Origin of the sequence: Psychrobacter sp. DAB_AL43B (assembly GCF_900168255.1) — a bacterium.
Classification (GTDB): Bacteria; Pseudomonadota; Gammaproteobacteria; order Pseudomonadales; family Moraxellaceae; genus Psychrobacter.
The window spans coordinates 2,274,209-2,298,035 of record NZ_LT799838.1 but is presented as its reverse complement, the minus strand read 5'-3'; the positions used below and the strand labels follow the sequence as shown (position 1 = coordinate 2,298,035).

At 42.9% G+C, this 23,827-nt stretch carries 13 protein-coding genes; 12 read left to right on the top strand and 1 reads right to left on the bottom strand.

What is annotated here, in order from left to right:
* Positions 1 to 114: 114 nt before the first annotated feature.
* Positions 115 to 3,510 carry an autotransporter assembly complex protein TamA gene (locus DABAL43B_RS09820; RefSeq protein ID WP_079692202.1) on the top strand — a complete coding sequence of 1,132 codons (3,396 nt, stop codon included), beginning with the start codon at positions 115 to 117 and terminating at the stop codon, positions 3,508 to 3,510.
* A gap of 123 nt (positions 3,511 to 3,633) precedes the next feature.
* The gene (locus DABAL43B_RS09815; RefSeq protein ID WP_079692201.1) at positions 3,634 to 8,628 is read left to right on the top strand and encodes a translocation/assembly module TamB domain-containing protein; all 4,995 of its coding nucleotides are present in this window, start codon (positions 3,634 to 3,636) and stop codon (positions 8,626 to 8,628) included.
* 122 nt (positions 8,629 to 8,750) lie between these two features.
* Here the strand turns inward: DABAL43B_RS09815 and hemP are convergent, their stop codons facing one another.
* Positions 8,751 to 8,909, bottom strand: a complete 159-nt coding sequence (gene hemP / locus DABAL43B_RS09810; protein WP_227672156.1) for a hemin uptake protein HemP — start codon at positions 8,907 to 8,909, stop codon at positions 8,751 to 8,753.
* A gap of 211 nt (positions 8,910 to 9,120) precedes the next feature.
* Between hemP and DABAL43B_RS09805 the strand changes: the two genes are divergently transcribed.
* The 10 genes from DABAL43B_RS09805 to clpA all read left to right on the top strand — a co-directional run bounded on the left by DABAL43B_RS09805 (position 9,121) and on the right by clpA (position 23,683).
* Positions 9,121 to 10,230 (top strand): NUDIX domain-containing protein, encoded by a 1,110-nt coding sequence (locus DABAL43B_RS09805; protein ID WP_079692200.1) that lies wholly within the window; start codon positions 9,121 to 9,123, stop codon positions 10,228 to 10,230.
* Between the two features lie 438 nt (positions 10,231 to 10,668).
* Positions 10,669 to 12,012 (top strand): lipocalin family protein, encoded by a 1,344-nt coding sequence (locus DABAL43B_RS09800; protein ID WP_079692199.1) that lies wholly within the window; start codon positions 10,669 to 10,671, stop codon positions 12,010 to 12,012.
* A gap of 374 nt (positions 12,013 to 12,386) precedes the next feature.
* Entirely contained in the window at positions 12,387 to 13,832 is a 1,446-nt protein-coding gene (locus DABAL43B_RS09795; RefSeq protein WP_079692198.1) for a glyceraldehyde-3-phosphate dehydrogenase, read from the top strand.
* Positions 13,833 to 14,093: 261 nt separating this feature from the next.
* Complete coding sequence (gene cgtA, locus DABAL43B_RS09790; RefSeq protein ID WP_079692197.1) at positions 14,094 to 15,314, top strand: Obg family GTPase CgtA; 1,221 nt, start codon at positions 14,094 to 14,096, stop codon at positions 15,312 to 15,314.
* Positions 15,315 to 15,385: 71 nt separating this feature from the next.
* Positions 15,386 to 16,558 carry a glutamate 5-kinase gene (gene proB, locus DABAL43B_RS09785; protein ID WP_079692196.1) on the top strand — a complete coding sequence of 391 codons (1,173 nt, stop codon included), beginning with the start codon at positions 15,386 to 15,388 and terminating at the stop codon, positions 16,556 to 16,558.
* Positions 16,559 to 16,685: 127 nt separating this feature from the next.
* Positions 16,686 to 17,822, top strand: coding sequence for a uroporphyrinogen decarboxylase (gene hemE / locus DABAL43B_RS09780; RefSeq protein ID WP_079692195.1), 1,137 nt, complete (start codon positions 16,686 to 16,688; stop codon positions 17,820 to 17,822).
* 49 nt (positions 17,823 to 17,871) lie between these two features.
* Positions 17,872 to 18,939 carry an N-acetyl-gamma-glutamyl-phosphate reductase gene (gene argC, locus DABAL43B_RS09775; RefSeq protein ID WP_079692194.1) on the top strand — a complete coding sequence of 356 codons (1,068 nt, stop codon included), beginning with the start codon at positions 17,872 to 17,874 and terminating at the stop codon, positions 18,937 to 18,939.
* Between the two features lie 103 nt (positions 18,940 to 19,042).
* Positions 19,043 to 19,933, top strand: coding sequence for a hypothetical protein (locus DABAL43B_RS09770; protein ID WP_079692193.1), 891 nt, complete (start codon positions 19,043 to 19,045; stop codon positions 19,931 to 19,933).
* Between the two features lie 86 nt (positions 19,934 to 20,019).
* Positions 20,020 to 20,427 (top strand): ATP-dependent Clp protease adaptor ClpS, encoded by a 408-nt coding sequence (locus tag DABAL43B_RS09765; RefSeq protein WP_079692192.1) that lies wholly within the window; start codon positions 20,020 to 20,022, stop codon positions 20,425 to 20,427.
* Positions 20,428 to 21,133: 706 nt separating this feature from the next.
* Complete coding sequence (gene clpA, locus DABAL43B_RS09755) at positions 21,134 to 23,683, top strand: ATP-dependent Clp protease ATP-binding subunit ClpA (RefSeq protein ID WP_079692190.1); 2,550 nt, start codon at positions 21,134 to 21,136, stop codon at positions 23,681 to 23,683.
* The last annotated feature ends 144 nt before the right edge of the window (positions 23,684 to 23,827 follow it).

Sequence of the window (23,827 nt, the reverse complement as noted above, 5' to 3'; positions counted from 1 at the left end):
AGCAAATTCGTAAGCAAATAATCTCAGTGAACTGCGATAAGTTTATTCACCGGTAAGACTTAACAGTTGCTATCGTTAGTAACCTTGTACCGCGTGAGGTGATAGGGAATAAATATGAAACACCAGTCTTCAACGCAAGCGTGCAACTTATCGGTTATGTCACCTGATAGCTCGCGTCTTTGTTTTACCCGCACAGCGCTTTTTAGTGCCTTGACCACGAGCTTGGTTGGCTTTGGCATCGCGCCAGCCGCTTTTGCCGCTACCACTGCCGATTTGAATAGCAGCACCATTAATAATAGCCAGCTCACCAAAAATAATGCCCTCGCGGCTCAGGCAGCAACGGCAAAAGCACCTTCTGAGTTACCGCCGCTTTCTAATGACGATAGACAGCTCGATATTGCTTTGGATGCTTTGCGCTTAAAGAAGGCTGTCGACCAAGGTATTATTGAGCAGTCTGTATTGGATGATTATAGCGAGCAAAACTTAGGCATTAAAAAGCCTAATTCAGAAAAATCAGATGAAAAGACTAACAGCAATGCTGGCACTCAATCAAATAGAAATGACTTCGATAGCTTCAACGATATCAATAATAATTTAAATAATAATTTAAATAATGATGTCGATGGTTTGGACAACAAACAAATAACTGATACTAATGAAGATTTAGTACAACAAGCCGCCGCGATACAGCAGCAAGGTTATCAAATGATGACCCCTGAAGAGATTGATCGCGAGCTGGCAGCGATGGACAGGCAGAATGCGCAAGATATAGAAAGCATTGGCAACGCTGGTAATAGCAATAATGACTTTGATACGCCTGTAGCCACTTTAGACGACAGCACGCCGCCGATTGGGCTGGACGTGAACTTGGATGCCACCAATATTCCAACACCGAGCAATCTAGAGACATTAGGCACTAATGAAAGCGCAGCTGAACGTGCAGAAACTGCTGAAATTATGGCACGTCCCATTAATGTCAGTGACTCTGTCAGTAGCGGCAACGCTGATCAAGCCGTTGATAATGACATTTTAGCCAATGTTAATAGTTCAAATAACGGAGAAAACGCGCTGTCAGATGGCATAGATCCTGATGATTATTTGCCCGATTATCAAAATGATACTCAGGCAGTAAGTGAAAGTATTGAGCAAGCCGAAAAGCCCAAACCAATGGCACGTAACAAAGGCAATATCGTTAAACGACTCTATAATCGTTTGTTTAATGCTGGCGCGATAACGCTACCGCATATAGAAACAACGATCTATTTACAACAAGCAGCGGCTGACAATGCAAGCAATAATGCTGCTAATACGAAACCAAAGTTAATTAAAGCCGATGATGATGTGCAGCCGATTAAAAACATTAAGGCGGCACTCGATGAGACCACTGTTCAATCTGTCGTTGAGTTTACGGCGGCGCTACCACGCTTACGTCAGACTGCGTTGGATGCGGCAAAAGCCGTTGGTTACTACGATGTGACCTTGCGTTTGCGCCAGCCTAATGCTGACACTATCGATGTCATTATTGAAAAATTGGGTGAACCGGTACGCGTCGATAGCCGTATTGTTGATATTCGCGGTGAAGGTAGCGAACAAGCAGAATTTGCCGCGTTAGAGAAAGACTTGCCGCCAAAAGAAGGCGATATCTTTAATCATCGCGTCTATAAAGACAGTAAATCTGCCCTTGAATCACTCAGTAATACCTACGGTTATTTCGACCAATATTGGCTAAATAAATCAGTCGATATTATCTTGCCGGATAATGCCGCTGATGTGTCGCTGGTTTATAATACCGGTGAGCGTTACCAGTTTGATGAAGTGGTGTTTTTTACTTATGATGAAGAGTCGGGTACGCTGACTCGCGACCCTGAAAAGCTACCGGTTGAATTATCATTATTAAGGCAATTGCTCGACTTTAAGGCGGGTGATCCTTTTTATCGCCCAGCCGTGACCAAGTTCAGTAATGATTTGTCGTCAACCCGCTATTTTAATACCGTCAACGTTGAGTCGATTTTTCCGCCAGATGAGCGCACTGAAAGCAGCACTTTAGCGTTTGATAACTCACCAAATAGTAGTGGTGATAATGATACGACAAATGACGAGCTTGATGTCGCCTCCGATGTTAGTGACACCAGCCAAAATGATAGTACTGGCAATGATGGTACTCTTTACACCAATAGTGGAGAAAAAGTCGACGCTGCTGATATCGCAGCTATTGAGTTTGAAGCTGACGAAGAAACAGTTGAGAAGCTGCAAGCGATTAAACAAAAAGCGGAGCGTCTAAGTCGTTTGCCAAATGATCGCGTGTTAGACGAAAAAGACCAGGAATCAAATAGTATTCTAGGTAAAATCAGTGACACTATTAGTGATATCGCGCAAAAAATATTTCCTGATGAGGAAAACATACTGGCTGACGAAAATTTTGTCCCCCCTACATTGGCAGGACGTAAAACACCACAGGAAGTGTTAGAGAGTAAAAAAGTACCATTATACGTATTCGTTTCTGCTAGTAAACCACGCGACGCCCAAATCGGTCTTGGTTATGGTACGGATACCGGTGTCCGCGCAACCGCTAAAATAGATTATAATCTGCTCAACCGTAAAGGCTATCAAGCAGGGGTGGAAACAGAAGTTTCAAGGATTACTAAAAATGTCGGTGTTTATGCGAGCCGGCCATGGAACCATCCTTTAAATGATAAGTTAGAGGCACGTTTAACCTACGAAGAAGAAGTCATTGATCAAGGTGAAGGCACTTTTGATTTGTCTACTAAAACCTTAAAAGCGGCATTAACGCGTAACATCCGCCGTGAAAATGGCTGGAATCGTAGCTACTCTGCTCGCTACCGTTTAGATGAGTTAGAAACGGGTGTTGATGAGGCAGATATAGACGATCTTCCTATACGCTTTTCTTCCTCTAAACCGCGACAGCAAGCATTATTATTTGGTTATGGCGTCAGTAAAGCTGATATGGATAGCGCAACCAATCCTACTCGCGGCATACGCCAGTATTATGCCATTGAAGCCGGTGCTGAAAAAGCACTGAGTGATACTGACTTGGCAATCGTTCGCGCTGGCGTGAGCGGTATTTATAGCTTTGGTACGGATGATAAACACCAAGTACTTGGTAGCGTCAATGCGGGTTATATTTGGGCAGATGACTTTTATGAGGTGCCTTATAAATTACGCTTCTTTGCCGGTGGTGATCAAAGTATTCGTGGTTATGACTACGAAAGCTTATCGCCAATTGATAAAGGTTATCTGACGGGTGGGCAAATCCTTGCGGTTGGTAGTGCAGAATATAACTATGAATTTAGACCGGGCTTTCGCGGTGCATTTTTCACCGATGTCGGTAACGCCTATGACAAAGATTTTGATACGGACACCAAAGTTGGTGTGGGTGTTGGTATCCGCTGGGCGTCGCCGGTAGGCGTTGTGCGCGTGGATGTTGCGGCTGGTGTAACAGAGGAGAGTATTCCCGTTAGGCTACATTTGTTTATCGGATCGCCTCTATAAATATTTAGTATGAGGTCGTTAGTATTAGATACTTGAGATTAATGACCTAATATATACATCAAAAACAGTGCTGTTTTTATTCTAGCAATTGCTGGTAATCATTCTTTAACGTAGTTGAGTGTCATGTTGACCAAAAATACCCCGCCTAATAAGCCTTTGGATGAAGATCCGGCACAGCGAGATGCCCGTGCAGTAAGACGATGGTACCCACTGTCTTTTTTGCTAAAACTGATGGTGCTCATTCTTATCGTGCTGGCGATTATGTTCGCCATATTTCTGTATGCGGCTGGTACTGAATCAGGTACTAAGTTTATTTTAGAGAAAATCAGTGCGGAAACGGGTATTGGGTTTAAGTATGGTCGCGGTAACCTGCGCGATGGTATTTGGGTCACTGATATCGACATCAGAGCGACCGATGATCTTGAGGTACTGGTAGATAAGGCATACGTCAAAATAGGCTGGCGCGCGGTTTTTGCCAAAGAAGTACATTTGCGCGATGCAGACATACAAACCATTGAAATTATCAATAACAAGCCGCCAACGGGCGAAGCCTTCGACTATAAAACCCTCAGTTTGCCGGTCAATCTGCGTTTTGATCAAGCAAAAGTAAAAACCATTATTTATAAACAGGTTACTAGAGATGATATCGTCATCCATGATATTACCGCGCGTGATTTAACATGGGTAGGCAGTGAAGTCACCGTTGGTCGTGGCGACCTCCACTATGCTGATATTGTAAAAATCAGTGCATTAAAAGGTAATATCGATCTGCAAGGCGACTATCCGCTAGATCTTACGGCAATTGCTGAAGTCAGCGCATTAGAGAAGGTTTATGTAGATCCGCTCAATATCACAGCAACTGGTAGCCTAAAACGTACCGTAGGCAAGGTACGTAGCCGCTACAATGATAGTGATGTGAGTGGTGATATTGTTGTACAAGGACTAGATGATGGTGCACCATTCCAAGCCAAACTTCAGTGGGATGATATCCTTGTCCCCTATGCAGACAGTCAAAATATCCACCTAAAAAGTGGTACAGCGACGGCATCAGGCGTTATCTCTGAGATACGCTTGCGTATCAATACGGAATTGACCGCTAAAGACATTCCTTCAGGACATTATCAAGGGCGCGCAGTCATTGCCAACAGTCAACTACGCATTGATAGTCTGAATGCCGACGTTCCTGCTGGGCGTTTATTTGCGCAAGGTATTTTAGATTGGAAAAACAGCTTTGATGCCAAAGTAGTGGCAACCGGTCGTAATTTTGATATTCGCCGCGCCATTCCTAATGACTATGCAGATTTTAAAGCCTATGCGCCGCAAAAGCTTAATGGCAAGCTGTTCGTCCATTATCAACAAAAAAATACCACCGGTAATCTACAGCTCAATGCTGATTTACGGCAGCGAGATGGCGAGCATGTTAATGCTAAAATAATACAGGGTAAAACCCTAGCTAAATCTAAACAAGCCGCGCCTTGGTATATTGATGCCACGTGGCAGAATCTAGTGCGTCGTCAATTACCAAATATCGGTAATGTTGATAGTCCAAGCGGCCAGGCAAATGTCATCGTCCGTGGTTCGCGTTTATCTGTCGATGGCAAAGCGGTTATTAATGAGCTTAATGCTGCTCCTAAAGGCAACTACGATGTGGGTATACGTAAAGCTGGCAATGTCATCGATATCAACCGCCTAAACTATAAAGGGGTGGTAGGCGATTTATCAGGAACTGGGCAAATTCAACTGGCGAGCAAAAAGCGTCCGTTAACATGGCAGATTGATGCGCGCACCAATGGCTTACTCCCCAAAAAATATCGCAGTGACTTACCACTCGAGCGCCTAACAGGACGTATCAGCGCGCGCGGGCGCATGCTGAATATCACTAAAAACCGTGTCAAAGGACAGCGTCATATTATTAATTTTAATAATACGGATTTGCAGGCGCAACTTGATGCCACCCAAGATGGCCGTGCTATCGGTATCACGGGTGGCGGTGATGCCAGTGTCGATATTATTGGTGGTGAGCTTTCTGTCTTTGATGCGCGCTTCGATGGTCAAGTCGATACCGCTGATGTGCCAAAAGGTCGTCTGTCGATTGATGCGGCTGGTACGCCAAATCTTATTCGTATTCGTAAATTAAATTACAACGGCGAAGCAGGTGCAGTGAAAGCCAATGGTGTCATTGACTTACGTCAGGATATTGGCTGGAACGTAGATGGTCGCTTTGATAAATTTAATTTGGGTTATTTTTTACCCAATAATGCCGCCATTATTACCGGTGATTTGAAAACCAGTGGCGTGTGGCAAAGTGCACCAAAAAACAACACCAAGGCAACAGGCAAACTTAAAAACTTTGTCGTAAATTTTGATGGTGTTTTAGATGCTGAGCAATTGCCAGCAGGTAAACTTACTATTGATGCCAGTGGCGATGCCCAGCTGATCCGTATTAAGCGCTTCCGTCATGTGGGCGCGGCAGGCAGCATCGATGCTAAGGGTACCGTTGATGTGCGTCAAGGTATTGCTTGGGATATCGACGCGGTCATGAATCGCTTTAATTTGGGTTATTTCTTCAAAGACATACCAAGTACGATCACCGGCACCATAGACACAAATGGACGCTGGAGCGACACCCAGCAAATCATCAATATCAAACAAGTTAACTTGAATGGTATATTAAAAGGCCGGCCGCTCAGTGCCAAAGGTAGCTTGAACGCGAAGATGCATTTGCCAAAAGACTTGGCAAGCTATTTTAAACGCTTACAGACGCAAGATGCGCAGGCACAATATAAGCAAGTTAACGCCTTAATTGATAGCTTAAACGCTGATAATTTGGTGCTGCGCTGGGGCGATAACTATATAACCGCCAACGGCAATGCCAAACAACTACAAGCCAAAATTAACATTACCAGTCTTGACCAGCTCTCAGACAAGCTTGCCGGTAAAGTGTCAGGCGGTGCTACCTTATCGCAGCCAGCAGGACAAGCGTTACCGACTATATATATCGACTTGGTCGGTGAGCGTATCTCGCTACCAGGCTTTACATTACGTCAAGGTCGTATTCATGGCAAATTGGTCAATTTGGCAAATAGCCCAAGCCAGCTTATCGTCACGGCTAAAGGTTTAGACGCGGCGGGACAAAGTTTTAAAAGCTTGGATGCCACTTTTAATGGTACTGAGCGGTCGCATGTGGTCGATCTTGATTTGGCTAATGAGGAGCTTGATATTTCTGCTAGGCTCAAAGGCGGTTTTAATCGAGATCAACTCAGCTGGTCAGGGGTGATTGGTAAGGGGCAGGTCAAATCTAAATATGCGACTTTAAACCAATTACAGCCTGCGCAACTGATTGTTAATTTACCCAAAAAACAAGGTAAAAATAGCACTGATTTAAAAGTACAGTTAGCGGCACATTGCTGGCAGGCAACTGACCAAGCAGGCAAGCTATGCTTACGTAAAAACCTTATCGCTTCCGCAGCAAGTGGCCAAGTTGATTTAGCCATACAAAAAATAGATACGTCACTATTTTCAGCGTTCTTACCCAAAGATATCGATTGGCATGGCAAGATTAATGGTAAAGCGATTGTTGGCTGGCAACGCGGACGTCCACCGACTATTAATACCACGCTATATTCTGACAACGGCAAAATTGGCTTAATTCAAGATGGCGACAGTGCGCCTGTCACCTTACCTTATAAGCGTATCTCGCTCATTGCCGTTTCAGTCCCTAATGGCCTCAAAATCCGCTCAGATATCAATACGGGTCGCGGTGCTCGTGGTTATGCAGAAGTCATCGTTGATCCTTATAAAACGCCTAAACCAATCTCAGGGGCGCTTGTACTCAATGAGCTTAATTTGGCCGTTTTCAAGCCTTTCTTTCCTGGTATGCGGGTACTTGAAGGCAATATTACGATGGCAGGTGGCTTGGGCGGCACGCTAGACAAGCCGCAGTTTTATGGTGATGTAAAATTGGCTGATGGTCGTGTGGCGATGCTTGGTTTGCCGGTTAATCTAACCAAAGTGAATGCAAATGCCAAAATTCGTGGTACCCAAGCGGTTATTGATGGCAAGTTTAATAGTGGCACGGGTACTGGAACGCTCACTGGTACCGTTGATTGGCAACAAAAACTACAGGCAAAACTGAGTATCATTGGCAAGGGTTTGGTATTAACCCAGCCGCCATTATTAGTGGCTGAGGTCAATCCTGATATCGATATTATCGTGCGTCCAGGCGACCGTTATGTGAATATTACAGGAGCCGTCAGCGTGCCGTCAGCGACTATTCGTCCGCCAGAAGCCAGTGAAGACATCGTTACTCAAAGCGAAGACGTCGTTGTGCTAGACCGTCGTCTCATTGGTAATATTGATGAGGTCTTAGCCATCTCAAAACCTTGGTCAATCAATGCTGACATCGGTATCGATTTGGGCAATGATATTAATTTCCGCGGTTTTGGTGCGGTCATTCCTCTAGCAGGGGCGATTAATATCACTCAAAATGGTACGGGCATCATGCGCGCAAAAGGTGTCGTGCAAGTATCACGTCGCACCAACATTAACGCCTTTGGTCAGAATCTAGAGCTTAACTACGGTCAAGTGCGCTTCAATGGTGATGTCATGAAGCCTAATCTCAGTATTGAGGCGGTTAAAAATATTAGTGGGAAAACAGTTGGTGTGCGTGTCAAAGGCAATACTGAAAGTCCAAATATCATCGTCTTTAATAATGCAGGACTCACTCAGCAGCAGGCGATGAATGCCTTGATCACTGGTCGTATTAATAATAAGAGCGCCACTCAAATCAGCGAACAAGGATTTAAATCTCAAGTTACTAATAACTTAGCCGCTGCCGGTCTGAGTTTTGGGCTGAGCGGTACACGCAATCTAACCAATCAAATTGGTCAAGCATTTGGCTTCCAAAGCTTAACCGTTGATGCCTCAGGCAGTAGCGAAGATACCAATGTCAACGTCACTGGTTATGTGACTCCTGACTTATATATTCGCTACGGCGTGGGTGTCTTTAACGCCCAGAACAGCTTGTCTGTACGTTATCAGCTGACCCGTCGTATTTACGTTGAAGCGACATCAGCGGCAGAGAATGCGGTGGATGTGGTCTATAGCTGGCAGTTCTAAATGGTGCAGCGAGATATTTATCACTGCTGTGATTGTCGCTGATGAAAAATAGCGCTTAATAATTTTATCCAATAAAAAACGCCTTTTAGTAAAGGCGTTTTTTTGTGACAGTGGCAGTTGATTTATTTGGTTAAAATTAAGCGGTTATTACGCGTTAAGCGCAAGCGATATTCTTCACCTTCGTGTTCGATACGTACTTCTTTAGTCAAAGCAAACAGATGCTGTGATTGCAAAGTAGGTAAGCGGTTTTCGCGGCAGTTCAAATAGCGAGAGATAACCATGCTCATAATAAAATCCTTTTGATAAAATAGTAAAGTAGAAGATAGCAACAGGCAATAAGCTATTAACGATAATAATTATCATTTAGATTGATGGCTTTTGCAAGCTAATTAATAAAATAAATTACGGCGATTGTGTAAACTCATCTAACACCGTTGTTATATAAGCAATCAAGTGCAGCAATAAAACACCTGATTAGTAAAGGAAAATATCATGGCAAGTCAAACAAATATGCCCATAAAAAAAGATTCAATAAAAATAATAAATGTCGCGGTTGCTGTTATTCATTATAACAATCAGTATTTGCTTGGGTTTAGAGACGCGTCTCAACATCAAGGTAATCGCTATGAGTTTGTCGGCGGCAAAATAGAGCACAATGAAACCGCCAAACAAGCACTCATACGGGAAGTTGCCGAAGAGACAGGTATGGATATTAATAGTAATATCGCCGTTAAGCTTGGACGACTGCACCACGATTACGGTGATAAGCAAGTCTGCCTACAGGTTTATCGTATCGAAATAACAGAACTACAATATGAGCAATATAGGAACCAAAGCCATGGTTTAGAAGGTCAGGCGCTAACTTGGGTAGATAAATCAAAGTTACTAGCAGGCGATTATAATTTACCAGCCGCCAATAAAACGATTCTTGACTGGTTACGTTTACCAGCGCAACTAGCCATTACTTATCCATTGGCATACTTTAGTTCTCCTCAACCGATGGCAGCGTGGTTAACGTATCACAAAGAGCATCTAGCGGAAGAAGCTTGGGTTTATGTCCGAATTAAAGCAGCAGGCTTAGAAGGTAGTGCGGATACTACGGCACAATTGCTGCACTTACGAGCTGATGTCCAAGCAATTGTGCCTTATCATCCAGATTCTAATAGGGCAAATTGCCAGCTTTTAAAAACTAAAAATGCAACAATGAACCGCCAAATTGTTGCGAGACACTTAACACATAGGCAACTCTTGCAATGGCGAAGTAGCACTGAGAAAGGCAAGGTATCTAACGGCACGATATCTTCAAGTTTGCCATTAATAGTCAGTTGTCATAATGCCGATAGCATTGATGCAGCCAATCAGCTGGCTGGCGCGCGTCTACAACAGCAACTTTCACCAGTCATCGCTATATTTTTATCGCCTGTATTGTTCACTCAAACCCATCCTGATGTGACGCCACTTGGTTGGGAGGCTTGGTCAGAGTTGGCAGAGTTAGCGGATATGCCAGTCATTGGTTTGGGTGGTTTGTCACCGGCGAGGAAAGAGCAAGCAATGCTACATGGTGGTATTGCAGTTGCTGGGATTCGTCAATTTTTTAAGTAGTCTTTAAAGCCGTTCTTACACTAAGAAAGTGGCGCAGACACTGCTCATCTCAGGGTATAAAGCAGCTGTACGGTGAATAAAAGCGCATAATTGCATAGAATAAATCCTTGATTTTAAATATATTTACCCAGTCAGTCATTATGTGTTCGTTTTATTGTCTAAATATAGAATTGCTTACAAACCGTTGCGTTTTCCTACATTGCTACACTGTTTTGATAGTGATTTTGCCATTAATATAAATCATTAAATTAATAAAGGTCGCTGAATCAGTTTTTGTATAGGTAAGTTATTTATCTATCGCTGCGACTCTTAAAGATTATAACAAAGTTTAATTTTCACTCATTCGTCTTTTATCGTGAAAGTGATTTTGAAAATTATCTTGTACTTATCCAATAAATAAAGAATCTCTAACAATCACTATTAATTAATGGTATCACTATGAAAACCACTAAGTTACCGAAGTCAGCATGGTCTGATTCTCAGGCAGCTGGTTCTCAATCGCATCAGCAGACTGGTCAGCTACCAAAGTATTATCTACATAAAGACTATCCATATAAAGACTATCTACATAAAGATAGTGCGTCACAAGTGGGTAATGTTGGTCATGCTAGTAATGACGCTAGCTATAATAATCAAGAGTGTAACGACGAATGCTTGAATCATTTGATGAAAGGCACGTCTATACGAACCAGCTCTTATGGATATAAAAGCATTACAAAATCAAAAGAGTCTGCAGTGGTTAAGAAAAGCAATTTCAAAGTCAGCGATAGTAAAAGTAGCAGCACGAGTAAAAGTAGCAGCACGAGTAATAGTGTTGCAAGCAATAGTGTTGCAAGCAATAGTGCTGCAAGCAATAATACTGCAAGCTCTTATATGAGTAATACCTATAAAAAAGCTCATAGCCTTAAAGAAAGGCAAAGTAGCGGCTACGCAGATATTGATACGTATCCAGAATCATCAACGTCGCTGTTTGTGGAAGACGATATTGTAGAAGATCATATTAACAATCTTACAAGCTTATCTAAAAAAAATGAATCCAGATCAAATAACAATACTTCCTTTGAAAATGCCAAGTCAGGCATAACAGAGATACCGGAGCGCATATTTATGAATGGTCTTATTAAGCATACAGGTATCGCTCTCGCCATTATTATACCGTTAGCAGCATTTTCAGCTTACGCGGCTTCGCCACCGGTAACTGCACCGATTGCTGCCGCCACCAATGATAAAACCTCACTAGAGACGTTAGCGATTAAACCTAGTAGCATTATTCATAAGTCTGCCAATACACCCACTACGGTGGATAGCGTCGATCTCAAAAAGTATGCAGGCACTTGGTATGAAATAGGTCGCTTACCGATGTATTTCCAGCGTAATTGTGCCAGCGATGTAACGGCCACCTATGTCGAAAAAACAGATGGTTCTGGTATTAAGGTTATTAATCAATGCAAAGCTGAAGATGGTTCTGGTATTACTGCGGAAGGCATAGCCAAACCAGCTGACGCTACTGGCAGTAAGCTAAAAGTAACGTTTTTACCTTCATGGATTCGCTGGTTACCTGTAGGGCGTGCAGATTATTGGATACTAGCACGTGATGAAGACTATAAAACTGCGTTAGTCGGCGCACCTAATAAAAAATATTTATGGCTGCTGGCTCGTTCGCCAAATGTAAGTCAGGAAACCTACGCTAAATACCGTCAAATCGCCCAGCAACAGGGTTATGATTTAAAAGAATTTAAGCTAACCCCGCAGACCAATCAAACGGTCAGCCTGGTTCCATAGAAGTTTAATAGCTATTGAAGGCTTTACAGCTGCTTAATAACAGTCAGTTAAAAAGCTTATATCTATCATGTTATAAGTAAGTATCAAGTCACTTCATAATTAAGTCGCTTTATAATAAGGCAGCATAATAGGCTGCCTTTACTGTGCTTATAAAGATCCTATGGCTATTAAATAGCTTATAAGTTAGACAGAATGGTTATCACTAGCAAAATAAGGCGTTTTAAGCTAAAATCTAGCTTATCTAAATACTCTGACGATAATAACCGATGACAATAGTCGTCCGTTAGCCTAATAGAGTTGTCGCTTAGACTATATATAACCGATTTATTGATCTTTCTTCATACTTTACTGATTCTCTAATACTGACCATAAGGATGTTTCTCGTGAGTAACGCTGATACCTTACGCCAATTACATCAAGACCACTTGAGCAACTACAACAATCAAGAGCAACAAGCGATTGAGCTTATGGGGCTATTGAATAAGCTTTATAACGAGCAAGATGTGCAAGTGACTTTGTTTGGTGATACGCTAGACACAAATTCAGTGGGCCAAATATTGGCACTGCATCAAAAAGTAGCGCTGCGTGACCAAGGCGCTAATGCTATCGATATCGCCGATACGTTAGCGATGGTTAAAGTTTTGGCAGAGAATAATGATATTCAAGCTACTCGTATCGATGTTGGTCAGCTGATTGCTAATGACAGTGATATCCAAGTAGCGTTACAGTCAATTGATAACAGCAAAGGCGCTATCAATGGTGCAACTGATGTTGTGCTATACGGTTTTGGTCGTATCGGTCGTATCTTAACGCGTCTATTATTATCACAAGCGTCAAGCAGCAAAGGTCTGCAGTTGAAAGCCATTGTCGTCCGTCCTGCGGCAGCTGGCGACTTAGCTAAGCGTGCGTCATTGCTAGAGCGTGATTCAATTCATGGTAGCTTTGCAGGTGGGGTGGTTGTCGATAATGAAAACAACGGTCTTATTATCAATGGCCGCTTCGTACAAATTATCTACGCCAACGATCCAAGTGATATCGACTATACGGCTTATGGTATCGACAATGCGTTAGTAATCGATAATACCGGTATCTGGAAAGATGAAGCTGGTCTTGGTAAGCATCTGCAATCTACAGGCGTGAAAAAAGTGTTGCTAACGGCTCCTGCTGGTGGTGAGATTAAAAACGTCGTTTATGGTGTGAATAATGACACCGTTGGTGATGATACTATCGTTAGCGCTGCAAGCTGTACCACTAATGCGATTACGCCAATGCTAAAAGTGTTAAATGACGAATACGGTATCGAAAATGGTCATGTTGAAACGATTCATTCGTTTACTAATGATCAGAATCTGATTGATAATTATCATAAAGCCGATCGCCGTGGCCGCAGTGCGGTATTGAACATGGTTATTACTAGTACTGGTGCAGCCAAGGCCGTAGGTAAAGCATTACCAGAGCTGAGTGGTAAATTGACCGGTAATGCCATCCGTGTGCCAACGCCAAACGTTAGCTTAGCTATTTTGAACTTGAACCTTAAAACAGCGCCAGCTAGTGCTGATGCGTTAAATGAATTCATGCGTAAAGTATCCAATAGCAGTCAATGGCAAACACAGATTGCTTATACAGACTCTACAGAAGCGGTATCAACTGATTTTGTAGGCGATACTCATGTCGGTATCGTTGATGCACAAGCGACTATCCTTACTGACAATCATGCTATTGTTTATATTTGGTATGACAATGAAGTAGGCTATAGTACGCAAGTATTACGTTTAGCGACGCAAATGGCAGGCATCAGCTACACTCAGATTCCAGCATAAAACGTCTGCATCTATAAGCGCTACGGTAAGAACAGTTATGCCGCAGTAGGTTGTATCTTAGATAAGTCGGTATAATGTTAAATATAATACTTAAGCACCCGATAGTCCGATTGGTTATCGGGTGTTGTTGTCATAATAGACGCTAAGTGCGAACATAAAATTTGTTGCAATAATTTTGTCTGAACAATATAGCTAAAACCTAAAACGCAGTCGTTGGCTGTAACCAGTTTATAAACTGGATTGTAAATTAAGGAACGTAAGATGCGATTTATTGATGAAGCCGTCGTAACGGTAAAAGCAGGTGACGGTGGTAACGGAATCGCCAGTTTTCGCCGAGAAAAATATGTCCCACGCGGTGGTCCTGACGGTGGTGATGGTGGTAAGGGCGGAGATATTTATGTCATTACAGAGGATAACACCAACACCCTAGTTGACTATCGTTATACACGTCGTCACGACGCCATGCGAGCTGAGAATGGTCATAGTAGAAACTGTTCAGGCAAGGGTTCTGATGATCTTTTTTTACCGGTGCCTATTGGTACTACAGTAGTTGATACCGAAACAGATGAAGTGTTGGGTGATTTGATTGAAATTGGTCAGACTTTACTCATTGCCAAAGGCGGTGATGGTGGTTTGGGTAATACCCATTTTAAAAGCTCTACCAACCAAGCGCCACGTAAAGCCACTTCAGGTTTTGAAGGTGAGCTAAAAGTTCTTAAGTTTGAGCTAAAAGTAGTGGCTGATGTTGGCTTAATTGGTTTACCGAATGCAGGCAAATCGACCTTTATCCGCCAAGTCTCTGCTGCTAGACCAAAAGTTGCTGACTATCCATTTACTACCCTTGTGCCAAACTTGGGTGTGGTCGATATCGGTCGTCATCGCTCGTTTGTAATGGCTGATATTCCGGGTTTAATCGAAGGCGCCTCAGAAGGGGCTGGACTTGGTATTCGCTTCTTAAAGCATGTTGCTCGTACTCGCCGTCTGCTACACTTGGTTGATGTGAAGCCAATCGATGGCAGTGACCCAGTAGAAAATGCCCGTGTTATCTTAAATGAGCTTGAGCGCTTTTCGCCTGAACTGGCTAATTTACCGCAAATTTTAATATTGAATAAAATTGATCAAATTATCGATGAAGAAGAATTGAATGTGCTTTGTACGCATATCGTCGCCGAGCTTGGTTGGACAGGAGACGTATTCCGCACCTCAACCCTAATGGGTGACGGTACTGATGCTGTTAAATATCATTTGATGAATGAGATTGAGCGTGAACGTGAGCGTGAAATTGAAGATCCCATCTTTGCTGAGGCACAAAAAGCACGCTTTGAGCGCTTGGAAGTAGAAGTGCGTCTCAATACTGAAGCACAGCGAGAAGCCTATCGTGCTGCTCGTAAAGCACAACGTGAAGGTACAGATTTAATCGACAATGACTTTGATGATCTAGATGATGATGAAGATGGCGTCGAAGTGGTTTATGCCCCTTAAGTTGATTGATGTTTGCATATATTTTTTGAATGAATCACTGTAATTAATTTACCCTAGCAACAGGAGTTTATATGGTAGTTGACATAGAGAACACGACCGAAGAAGCAAGGTTTGTTAAGCAAGCCCGCAACTTTGATATTCATCGCGTTATTGTCAAGATTGGCTCATCGTTATTAACCAATAATGGTCGAGGGCTTGATCGAACTGCCATTTACGAGTGGGCAAAGCAGATCGCTAAGCTCCATAAGCAAGGCGTTGAAGTACTGCTCGTATCTTCAGGTGCTGTTGCTGAAGGCGTGGTTCGCATGAATCTTGAGGAGCGTCCCAAAAAACTGGCGGCATTACAAGCCTGTGCTTCTATTGGCCAGATGGGTTTGATTGAAACGTGGTGGTCAGCATTGATTCAACACGGCATTCAAAGCTCGCAGTTATTGCTGACCCATGATGACTTGTCTAATCGCAGCCGTTATCTTAATACCACTGGTGCGCTGACGCAATTATTAGAATGGCGCGTGCTACCGGTGATTAATGAGAACGATACCATCACCATTGATGAGATTAAATTTGGAGATAATGATACCTTAGGGGCAATGGCAGCGGCGATGGTTAATGCCGACTTGTACATTATTTTAACCGATCAAGAAGGTGTCTTTACTGATAACCCACGTCATAATCCTCATGCAAAAATGATCCGTCAAGAGCGTGCTATGGCTGATTATTTGTTTGATATCGCAGGTGATGGCGGCAAGCTTGGGCGCGGTGGTATGCTGACCAAAATTCGTGCAGGTCGGCTTGCAGCAATGGGTGGCTGTCCGACGGTGATCGTGAGTGGCGCTATCGATGATGTGATTACCCGCGTGGTATCAGGCGAAGCAGTTGGCACCTTGTTGACCACCAATGATCAAGATAAAATTATTGCGCGTAAACAGTGGTTGGCTGCGCATTTGCGTATGTCAGGCTCTTTAATTGTCGATGCCGGTGCAGCAAAAGCGGTGGTCGAGCATCAAAAAAGCTTGTTACCGGTTGGTGTGTCTGAAGTGCGTGGTGATTTTGATGAAGGCGATGTGGTTGAAATCGTCCATCAAGATACGGGCGAGCGTATAGCTGTTGGTCAAGTTAACTTCTCCTCTCGGGATGCTTGCCGTGTTGCTCGCGAGCGTACTGAGCAGTTCGATAGAATCCTTGGTAACAATGAAGAGCGCGTGGTCATGGTACACCGTGATAATTTAGCATTGACGATGTAAAAAACTTATTATTTATTAAGCTATAAATACTTTAATAATAAGCGCTTTAATATTCTTTCCTTTAACGTAATTTATCCAGTGTTGTATGCCTTTTTGTGACATACAGTGCTGTTTTGGAGATTTGTACATGAGTGCTTCAGACAATAATAATTCGCTCGAGCAGAACTTTGCGCCTTTAAAAAATGATAGATTGCTACGTGCGCTACGTTTTGAGCCGATCGATACCACGCCAGTTTGGATGATGCGCCAAGCCGGTCGCTATTTACCAGAGTATAAAGCGACCCGTGCTGAAGCGGGTGATTTTATGAGTCTGTGCAAAGACACCGCTCGTGCCACTGAAGTGACTTTGCAGCCTCTACGTCGTATGGATTTGGACGCAGCTATCTTATTTAGTGATATCTTGACCATTCCTGATGCAATGGGCTTGGGTCTATATTTCGAAGCTGGTGAAGGTCCGAAGTTTAAGCATCCTATCCGTAATCAAGCAGATTTAGATAGATTGCCTGTGCTTGATGTCAATGACTCTCTTGATTATGTCATGCGTGCGGTGACCAGCATTCGTAAAGCGCTAAATGGACAAGTGCCGTTATTCGGTTTTTCTGGTAGTCCGTGGACACTGGCTACTTATATGATTGAGGGCGGCAGCTCAAAAGATTATCGTTATACCAAAGGCTTTTTATATAGTAATCCTGCGTTCTTACATCAGTTACTAGATAAGTTAGCGACGTCTGTCATTGATTATCTAGATGCACAAGTCGTGGCTGGCGCACAGATATTACAGATATTTGATAGCTGGGGCGGGGCGCTCGGTCATCGTCAGTTTATTGATTTCTCTCATGCGTATAATAAACGCATCGTCTCTGAGCTAAAGGTACGCCATCCCGACATACCAGTGGTATTATTCACCAAGGGCGGCGGATTATGGCTGGATATCCAAGCGGATAGCGAAGCTGATGCTTTGGGTTTAGACTGGACCATGCCGCTAGATCGTGCCCGTCAAGTATTGACCGAAAGTCAGCGTCAGTTGACCAAGCAGCATAAAAAGCTACAAAGTAGCAAAGCCATTCAAGGTAATTTAGACCCAGCAACACTATATGGCTCACCTGCGACTATCCGTGCCGAAGTCAATGCGATGCTCGATAGTGCCTACGCTAATGGCGAAAAAACGGGTTACGTGGCAAACTTAGGTCATGGTATTACTCAGTGGGTCAATCCCGATAATGCCAAAGTATTTATCGATGCGGTACATGATTATAAAATTTAGAAAAAACTTTAAGAAGTAACGTAAAAAATAAAAGAAAAAGGAATATCTTATGATTTCAGCAGCGATTGTCGGTGGCACAGGTTATACGGGTATTGAGCTAATTCGCTTATTATCCGCCCATCCTGAGGTGTCTATTGATTTGCTAACATCACGTAGCGAAGCTGGCACCCGCGCTGATGAGATATTCCCGAGTTTACGCGGTATATCAGACATTGTTTTTAGTGATTTAGGTGATAATACGCTGGCGACATTACAAAAGTGCGATGTGGTGTTTTTTGCAACACCGCATGGTGTAGCGATGAAGCAAGCAGAAGCGCTGACTCAAGCAGGCGTAAAAGTGATTGATTTGGCAGCAGATTTTCGTTTGCAATCATTGGCGGATTTTGAACACTGGTATCAGCAATCGCATGCTTGTCCTGAGCTACTAAAAACAGCTGTTTATGGCTTACCTGAGATTAATCGTGACAAAATTGCGAATGCTTTGGTCGTTGGTAATCCTGGTTGCTATCCAACCACGGCTATCTTAGGCTTAAAACCTATTATAGATACACAAAATCAGCAGGCAAAACAGCTCATTGAGTCGCGTATCGTCATCGATGCAAAATCTGGCGTTTCTGGTGCGGGTCGCCAAGCAAGTATCGCGCTCAATTATGCTGAAACCACAGACAATTTTAAGGCATATAGCGTTGAAGGTCATCGTCATTTGCCAGAGATTGAGCAGGGCGTTGCCCAGTTACTAGAGAGCCATTTTGCCCATCGTATTCGTTTTTTACCTCATCTTGTACCGATGATACGTGGGATGCTGAGCTCTATTCATCTGGAGCTTACTGAGGCTGGTGCTGCCATTGATTGGCAACCAGTATTTGAGAAAAGCTATGCGTCAGAGCCGTTTATTGATGTGATGCCAAAAGGGTTGTATCCAGATACCCGCAGTGTGCGTGCCAGTAATCGGTTACGTATTGCTGTCCATCAAGACAATGAGCGTGCTGAATTGACCGTTATTGTCGTTCAAGATAATTTGGTAAAAGGTGCAGCTGGGCAAGCGGTACAAAATATGAATGTGATGTTTGGTTTCGATGAAACACAGGGTTTGAACTTTGCACCTATTGTTCCTTAACAGATGTTTATTTGTGCTCAAATCATTCCTATTTATGGCTCTAGGTATTGATTATAAATTCCGCTATAATAACTTGCCTTTCCTGTTAAGAGATACCGTCTAGATGCGTTTTAAGAGTGTACGATACTTTTGCTCACAGCCCGCACATACAATGTGCCAAGACTCTGTTTCTTATGATTTGGAGCGCAGTCCATATATCTCTTATGATAACCAAGATCACCCTATAAAAAACAATCCTATAAATAGCCAAAGCCTTGGTAATACACAACAAGGTGCTTCTACCGCGGTGTTGGCGTTATTTGTGGTTGCGATATTGGTCACGGCGATCGTTGGATTATTATTTGGTCACAAAATTGGTTATCAGCGTGGTTATCATTCGATGCAAACTGAAACCAAGCAGGCGGTCATCACGGGTAAAGAGGCGACGCAAGAGCTTAAAGATTTGCGTATCAGTAATAAAATAGTGACCAATGAGGCTGCTACAGCCAAGCAAGAGTTAGAAATAAGTTTGGCGAACTTAAAAGAGTTACGCGAAAATCAGCAAGCGCTAACCGTTGAAAACAAACAAGTGGCGCAGCTGAACGACATCTATGCCGAGCTTCTTAGTAAAAAAGGTGGCATGCCTTTGCAGGTACTTGGCGCAAAGATTGAACCACTGCCTGAAAATGCTTTTGAATATGGCTTTGATGTTGGTATGCTCGCGAGTGACGGCAAAGCCAAACGTTTAAAGCCAACGCTGACATTGCTTAACGATGATGATTTCGTAGAAGTGCCATTAGACCCAGTCAGCTATACCATTGAAGGCGTTGCTCGTATACGTGGTCGCTTTACGATGCCATCAGGCTTTAAACCTTTACAAGCAAAGCTGAGCTTAAAAGCTGGTGGGCAGGAAGTCGAGCAGTTGTATGATTGGAAGCTTGGTGCTAAAGTTGATAGTATGCCATTATCACTTTTAGATTTACCAGAGGTTGATGAAAGCCCTATTGAACCTTAGGGTGGCGTCAAAACTGGTAGCTATATGCCCCACAGGATTTTACTCATCTCTTTTAATAAACCTACCTATGCATTTGTATTCTAATTATGATAAAACAAACGATATTATCAGCGACGCCAATCACTTTAGATTGGCATTTTCCTAGTATGCCCCTACATTGTGCTCAAGATGGTGAGCCAGAGGGTGAAACGTCGCCACAGGCTGATGTTTTGGTAGCAGAACCAGAAGTGGCCAAACCACCCATGTATGCCGTGGTGATGTATAACGATAATTATACCCCAATGGAGTTTGTCGTCCATATTTTGCAGTCTGAATTTCGCCATAGTATGGATTCAGCCGTTGAGATTATGCTGGCCATTCATAATACCAGTAAAGGTATCGCTGGGATTTATCCTAAAGATATTGCCGAAACTAAAGCCAAAAAAGTGAACAGCCTTGCCCATCGTGAAGGTTATCCGCTGCTGACTCAAATCGAGCCACATCAAGGCGAGTAGCTAATTTTAGCTTAGCATAAGACCTTTTTCACTTCGAATTTTTCCATTTGTTATGATCACCCTTTAACCTTGTAGTATTTTTTAGAGTAAGTTCAATCAATCATTGACCCGCTTGCTCTAAAAACCTTGTTCTTTTCTAAATCCTACCAATTATTGCCTCCTAAGTTTGCGCCTACTTTCTTGTTATAGACTTGATTTCTACCTCATACCGCCCTATATATTAAAGTACACGCTTATTTATTAAAGCAAATGCTACCTTTTTTTGCTTCGATATTTAAAGTCGCTGTCTAGAGTCTTTTATTAAAAATGCTGCGCCAACAACGGCTATTCAATGCTCTTTTTCTTTATTGCTTCGTTTTTTAGTATGATGCCAATTTTCACTCTGCCTTTGGGCTATCCAAATCGTTCCGTAGTTTTTATTGCTGTCAGATTAACAATATTCTTTATTGATAGCATCTTTTCAAAAAATACTGACACCATACTTCGATACATTTTAGTATGTTTTATTAGATTGACTCTGCTTGAGTATCATGTTGAGATAAAGGGAAGTAAGAATAATATTCGAGTTATGGAAGTCGCCATTTAATAATCTCTCTTAATAATACTAATATCGCCCTTGAACAATCCATCTATCGCCCTGACTTACTTACTAACTCATTCATAACGCTATCAATTATAAAGATAGGCACAACCGTAGGAATTCCTTATGTTAAGTCGTCATCTTGAAGTTTCTTTGCGTTTAGCAATGACACTTGCGCGCCAAAAATCGCATGAGTATCTCACTGTTGAACATCTATTACTGGCACTATTAGAAAATACCCATGCTGCCAATACATTGACGGCCTGTAATGCGAATGTCTCAGCATTGCGTAGCGAACTTGAAGCCTATATCAATAAGCACACACCAACAGTCGATGCCGATACGGAGCAATCACCGCAGCCGACTCAAAGCTTTGATCGCATCCTGCAACGTGCCATTTTTCATGTACAGTCTATTGGTGGTGGTCGTTTGGTTGAAGGGTCAGATATTTTGGTTTCTATGTTTTCAGAACATGATACTTATGCGGTTTATTTACTTAAAAAGCAGGGTATTAGCCGTCTTGAGCTGACCCAGTACTTATCGCATGGTCAAGATAAAGACGAGCCATCTGAGCCACGTGCTTCTATGACTGGAGAGCGCCGTAGCGCCTCAGAGAAAACCAGTAAAGATCCCTTGGTGGAATTTGCCAGTAACCTTAACCAGCGAGCAGCAGAAGGTAAAACTGACCCGCTCATTGGACGTGGTCCTGAGATTGAGCGGGCAGCGCAAGTACTTTGTCGCCGCCGCAAAAATAATCCATTGCTGGTCGGTGAGCCTGGTGTCGGTAAGACTTCTATCGCTGAGGGATTGGCATGGCTTATTATCAATGATAGAGCGCCAAAGCCGCTGAATGGTTGTGTGATTTATAGCCTTGATATTGGTTCGTTGATCGCCGGTACTAAGTATCGCGGTGACTTTGAAAAACGTATGAAGTCGCTGCTTGATGCGCTTAAGAAAAAGCCCAATGCTATTTTGTTTATTGATGAAATTCATATGATTATTGGCGCAGGTTCGTCAATGAGCAGCAATATGGATGTGTCGAATTTGATTAAGCCGGCACTTGCCAATGGTGAACTGCGCTGTATTGGTTCAACAACCTTTACCGAGTATCGTCAGGTATTTGAAAAAGACCATGCATTATCACGTCGTTTTCAAAAAATTGATGTGAAAGAGCCAAGTGTGGATGATACCATCGATATTTTACGTGGACTTAAACCGCGTTATGAAGAGTTCCATAACGTCGAATATACCGATGAAGCGTTGGTCACCGCAGTAAAATTATCAGCCAAACATATCCATGAGCGCTTTTTGCCAGATAAAGCAATCGATGTCATTGATGAGGCGGGAGCCTATAAGCGCTTAGGTATCGTAGCTGATACAGATGATATCGAGGCAGAAGAAAGCTTTATCGCCAATTTAGAGCAAGACTTTGATGCGCAAATTGACGCTGATGATGAAGGTATTGATAGCGATATTGATAACCTTGACAGTGAAGCTACTAATGAGATGCAAGATGAAGCTAATCTTGCAAAAGAAAATGATCGGGCGAAATCTGCTGAGCATAAAAAAGCAAAAGCTAAGCGCGCACCGATAAAAATCGATGTGGCAGATATTGAAGCTATTGTTGCTAAGCTTGCGCGTATTCCACCCAAGTCAGTGTCCAGTGATGATAAGAGTATTCTTCAGCATTTAGATCGTGATCTCAAGCACTTAGTATTTGGGCAAGATGAAGCTATTGCGACCCTTGCTGATGCGATTAAATTATCACGTGCTGGTCTAAAAGCACCAGATAAGCCAATTGGTTCATTCATGTTTGCCGGACCGACAGGAGTTGGTAAAACAGAGGTATCACGTCAGCTGGCAAAATTGCTAGGCGTTGAATTAGTACGCTTTGATATGTCAGAGTATATGGAATCGCATACCGCTTCACGTTTGATTGGTGCGCCGCCAGGCTATGTGGGTTATGATCAAGGCGGTCTGCTTACTGAAAAAATTAATCAGCATCCGCATTGCGTGTTGTTGTTTGATGAGATAGAAAAAGCGCATCCAGATGTTTTCAACTTGTTATTACAAGTGATGGATCACGGTACATTGACGGATAATAACGGTCGGGTTGCTATTTTTAAGCAAGTCATTGTTATCATGACCACCAACGTTGGTGCTGATAGTATCAGCCGCTCTTCTATGGGCTTTACTCAGCAAGATCATAGCCGTGATAATACTGAGTCGCTCAAACGCGTCTTTACCCCTGAATTCCGTAATCGTCTCGACGCCATCATTCAATTCAACCCCTTAGATACGTCAGTAGTGGTATCAGTGGTGGATAAGTTCTTGGTCGAGCTACAAGTACAGCTCGATGATAAGCAAGTCACTTTAGAGATTGATGATGAAGTACGTGATTACTTAGCTGATAAAGGCTATGATCGCCTAATGGGCGCACGTCCGATGCAGCGTCTGATTCAAGATGAGATCAAAAAACCATTGGCAGGTATGATTTTATTTGGTGATTTGGTTAACGGCGGGGTAGTACATTTGACCTTAGAGCCAGAAGTATCAGAGGGTGATACTGTAAAGCTTGATAAGTCTTCAGATAAAGGTTCGGCAGACAGTCGCATAATTTTGACAGTCGTCGAAACCCATGAGCCACACCCAGACTCTGAGTCATTAGCCAGCTAAGTTTCTATCATTAATACTCTAAGAACGGTTACCCTGTTATCGCGGTAGCCGTTTTTTTATTGCTATTATTTATCAGACAGTCAACCCAATATTTTGCTAGTATCAACTTTAAGATGAGTCATACGATATGACCGTAAATCTTTT

What these genes read in the sequence shown, in the direction of transcription:
- argC (WP_079692194.1), top strand. Translation starts at nt 17,872, where the DNA reads ATGATTTCAGCAGCGATTGTCGGTGGCACAGGTTATACGGGTATTGAG.
- hemE (WP_079692195.1), top strand. Translation starts at nt 16,686, where the DNA reads ATGAGTGCTTCAGACAATAATAATTCGCTCGAGCAGAACTTTGCGCCT.
- DABAL43B_RS09770 (WP_079692193.1), top strand. Translation starts at nt 19,043, where the DNA reads ATGCGTTTTAAGAGTGTACGATACTTTTGCTCACAGCCCGCACATACA.
- hemP (WP_227672156.1), bottom strand. Translation starts at nt 8,909, where the DNA reads ATGGTTATCTCTCGCTATTTGAACTGCCGCGAAAACCGCTTACCTACT.
- proB (WP_079692196.1), top strand. Translation starts at nt 15,386, where the DNA reads ATGGTAGTTGACATAGAGAACACGACCGAAGAAGCAAGGTTTGTTAAG.
- clpA (WP_079692190.1), top strand. Translation starts at nt 21,134, where the DNA reads ATGTTAAGTCGTCATCTTGAAGTTTCTTTGCGTTTAGCAATGACACTT.
- DABAL43B_RS09805 (WP_079692200.1), top strand. Translation starts at nt 9,121, where the DNA reads ATGGCAAGTCAAACAAATATGCCCATAAAAAAAGATTCAATAAAAATA.
- DABAL43B_RS09765 (WP_079692192.1), top strand. Translation starts at nt 20,020, where the DNA reads ATGATAAAACAAACGATATTATCAGCGACGCCAATCACTTTAGATTGG.
- cgtA (WP_079692197.1), top strand. Translation starts at nt 14,094, where the DNA reads ATGCGATTTATTGATGAAGCCGTCGTAACGGTAAAAGCAGGTGACGGT.
- DABAL43B_RS09820 (WP_079692202.1), top strand. Translation starts at nt 115, where the DNA reads ATGAAACACCAGTCTTCAACGCAAGCGTGCAACTTATCGGTTATGTCA.
- DABAL43B_RS09795 (WP_079692198.1), top strand. Translation starts at nt 12,387, where the DNA reads ATGTTTCTCGTGAGTAACGCTGATACCTTACGCCAATTACATCAAGAC.
- DABAL43B_RS09815 (WP_079692201.1), top strand. Translation starts at nt 3,634, where the DNA reads ATGTTGACCAAAAATACCCCGCCTAATAAGCCTTTGGATGAAGATCCG.
- DABAL43B_RS09800 (WP_079692199.1), top strand. Translation starts at nt 10,669, where the DNA reads ATGAAAACCACTAAGTTACCGAAGTCAGCATGGTCTGATTCTCAGGCA.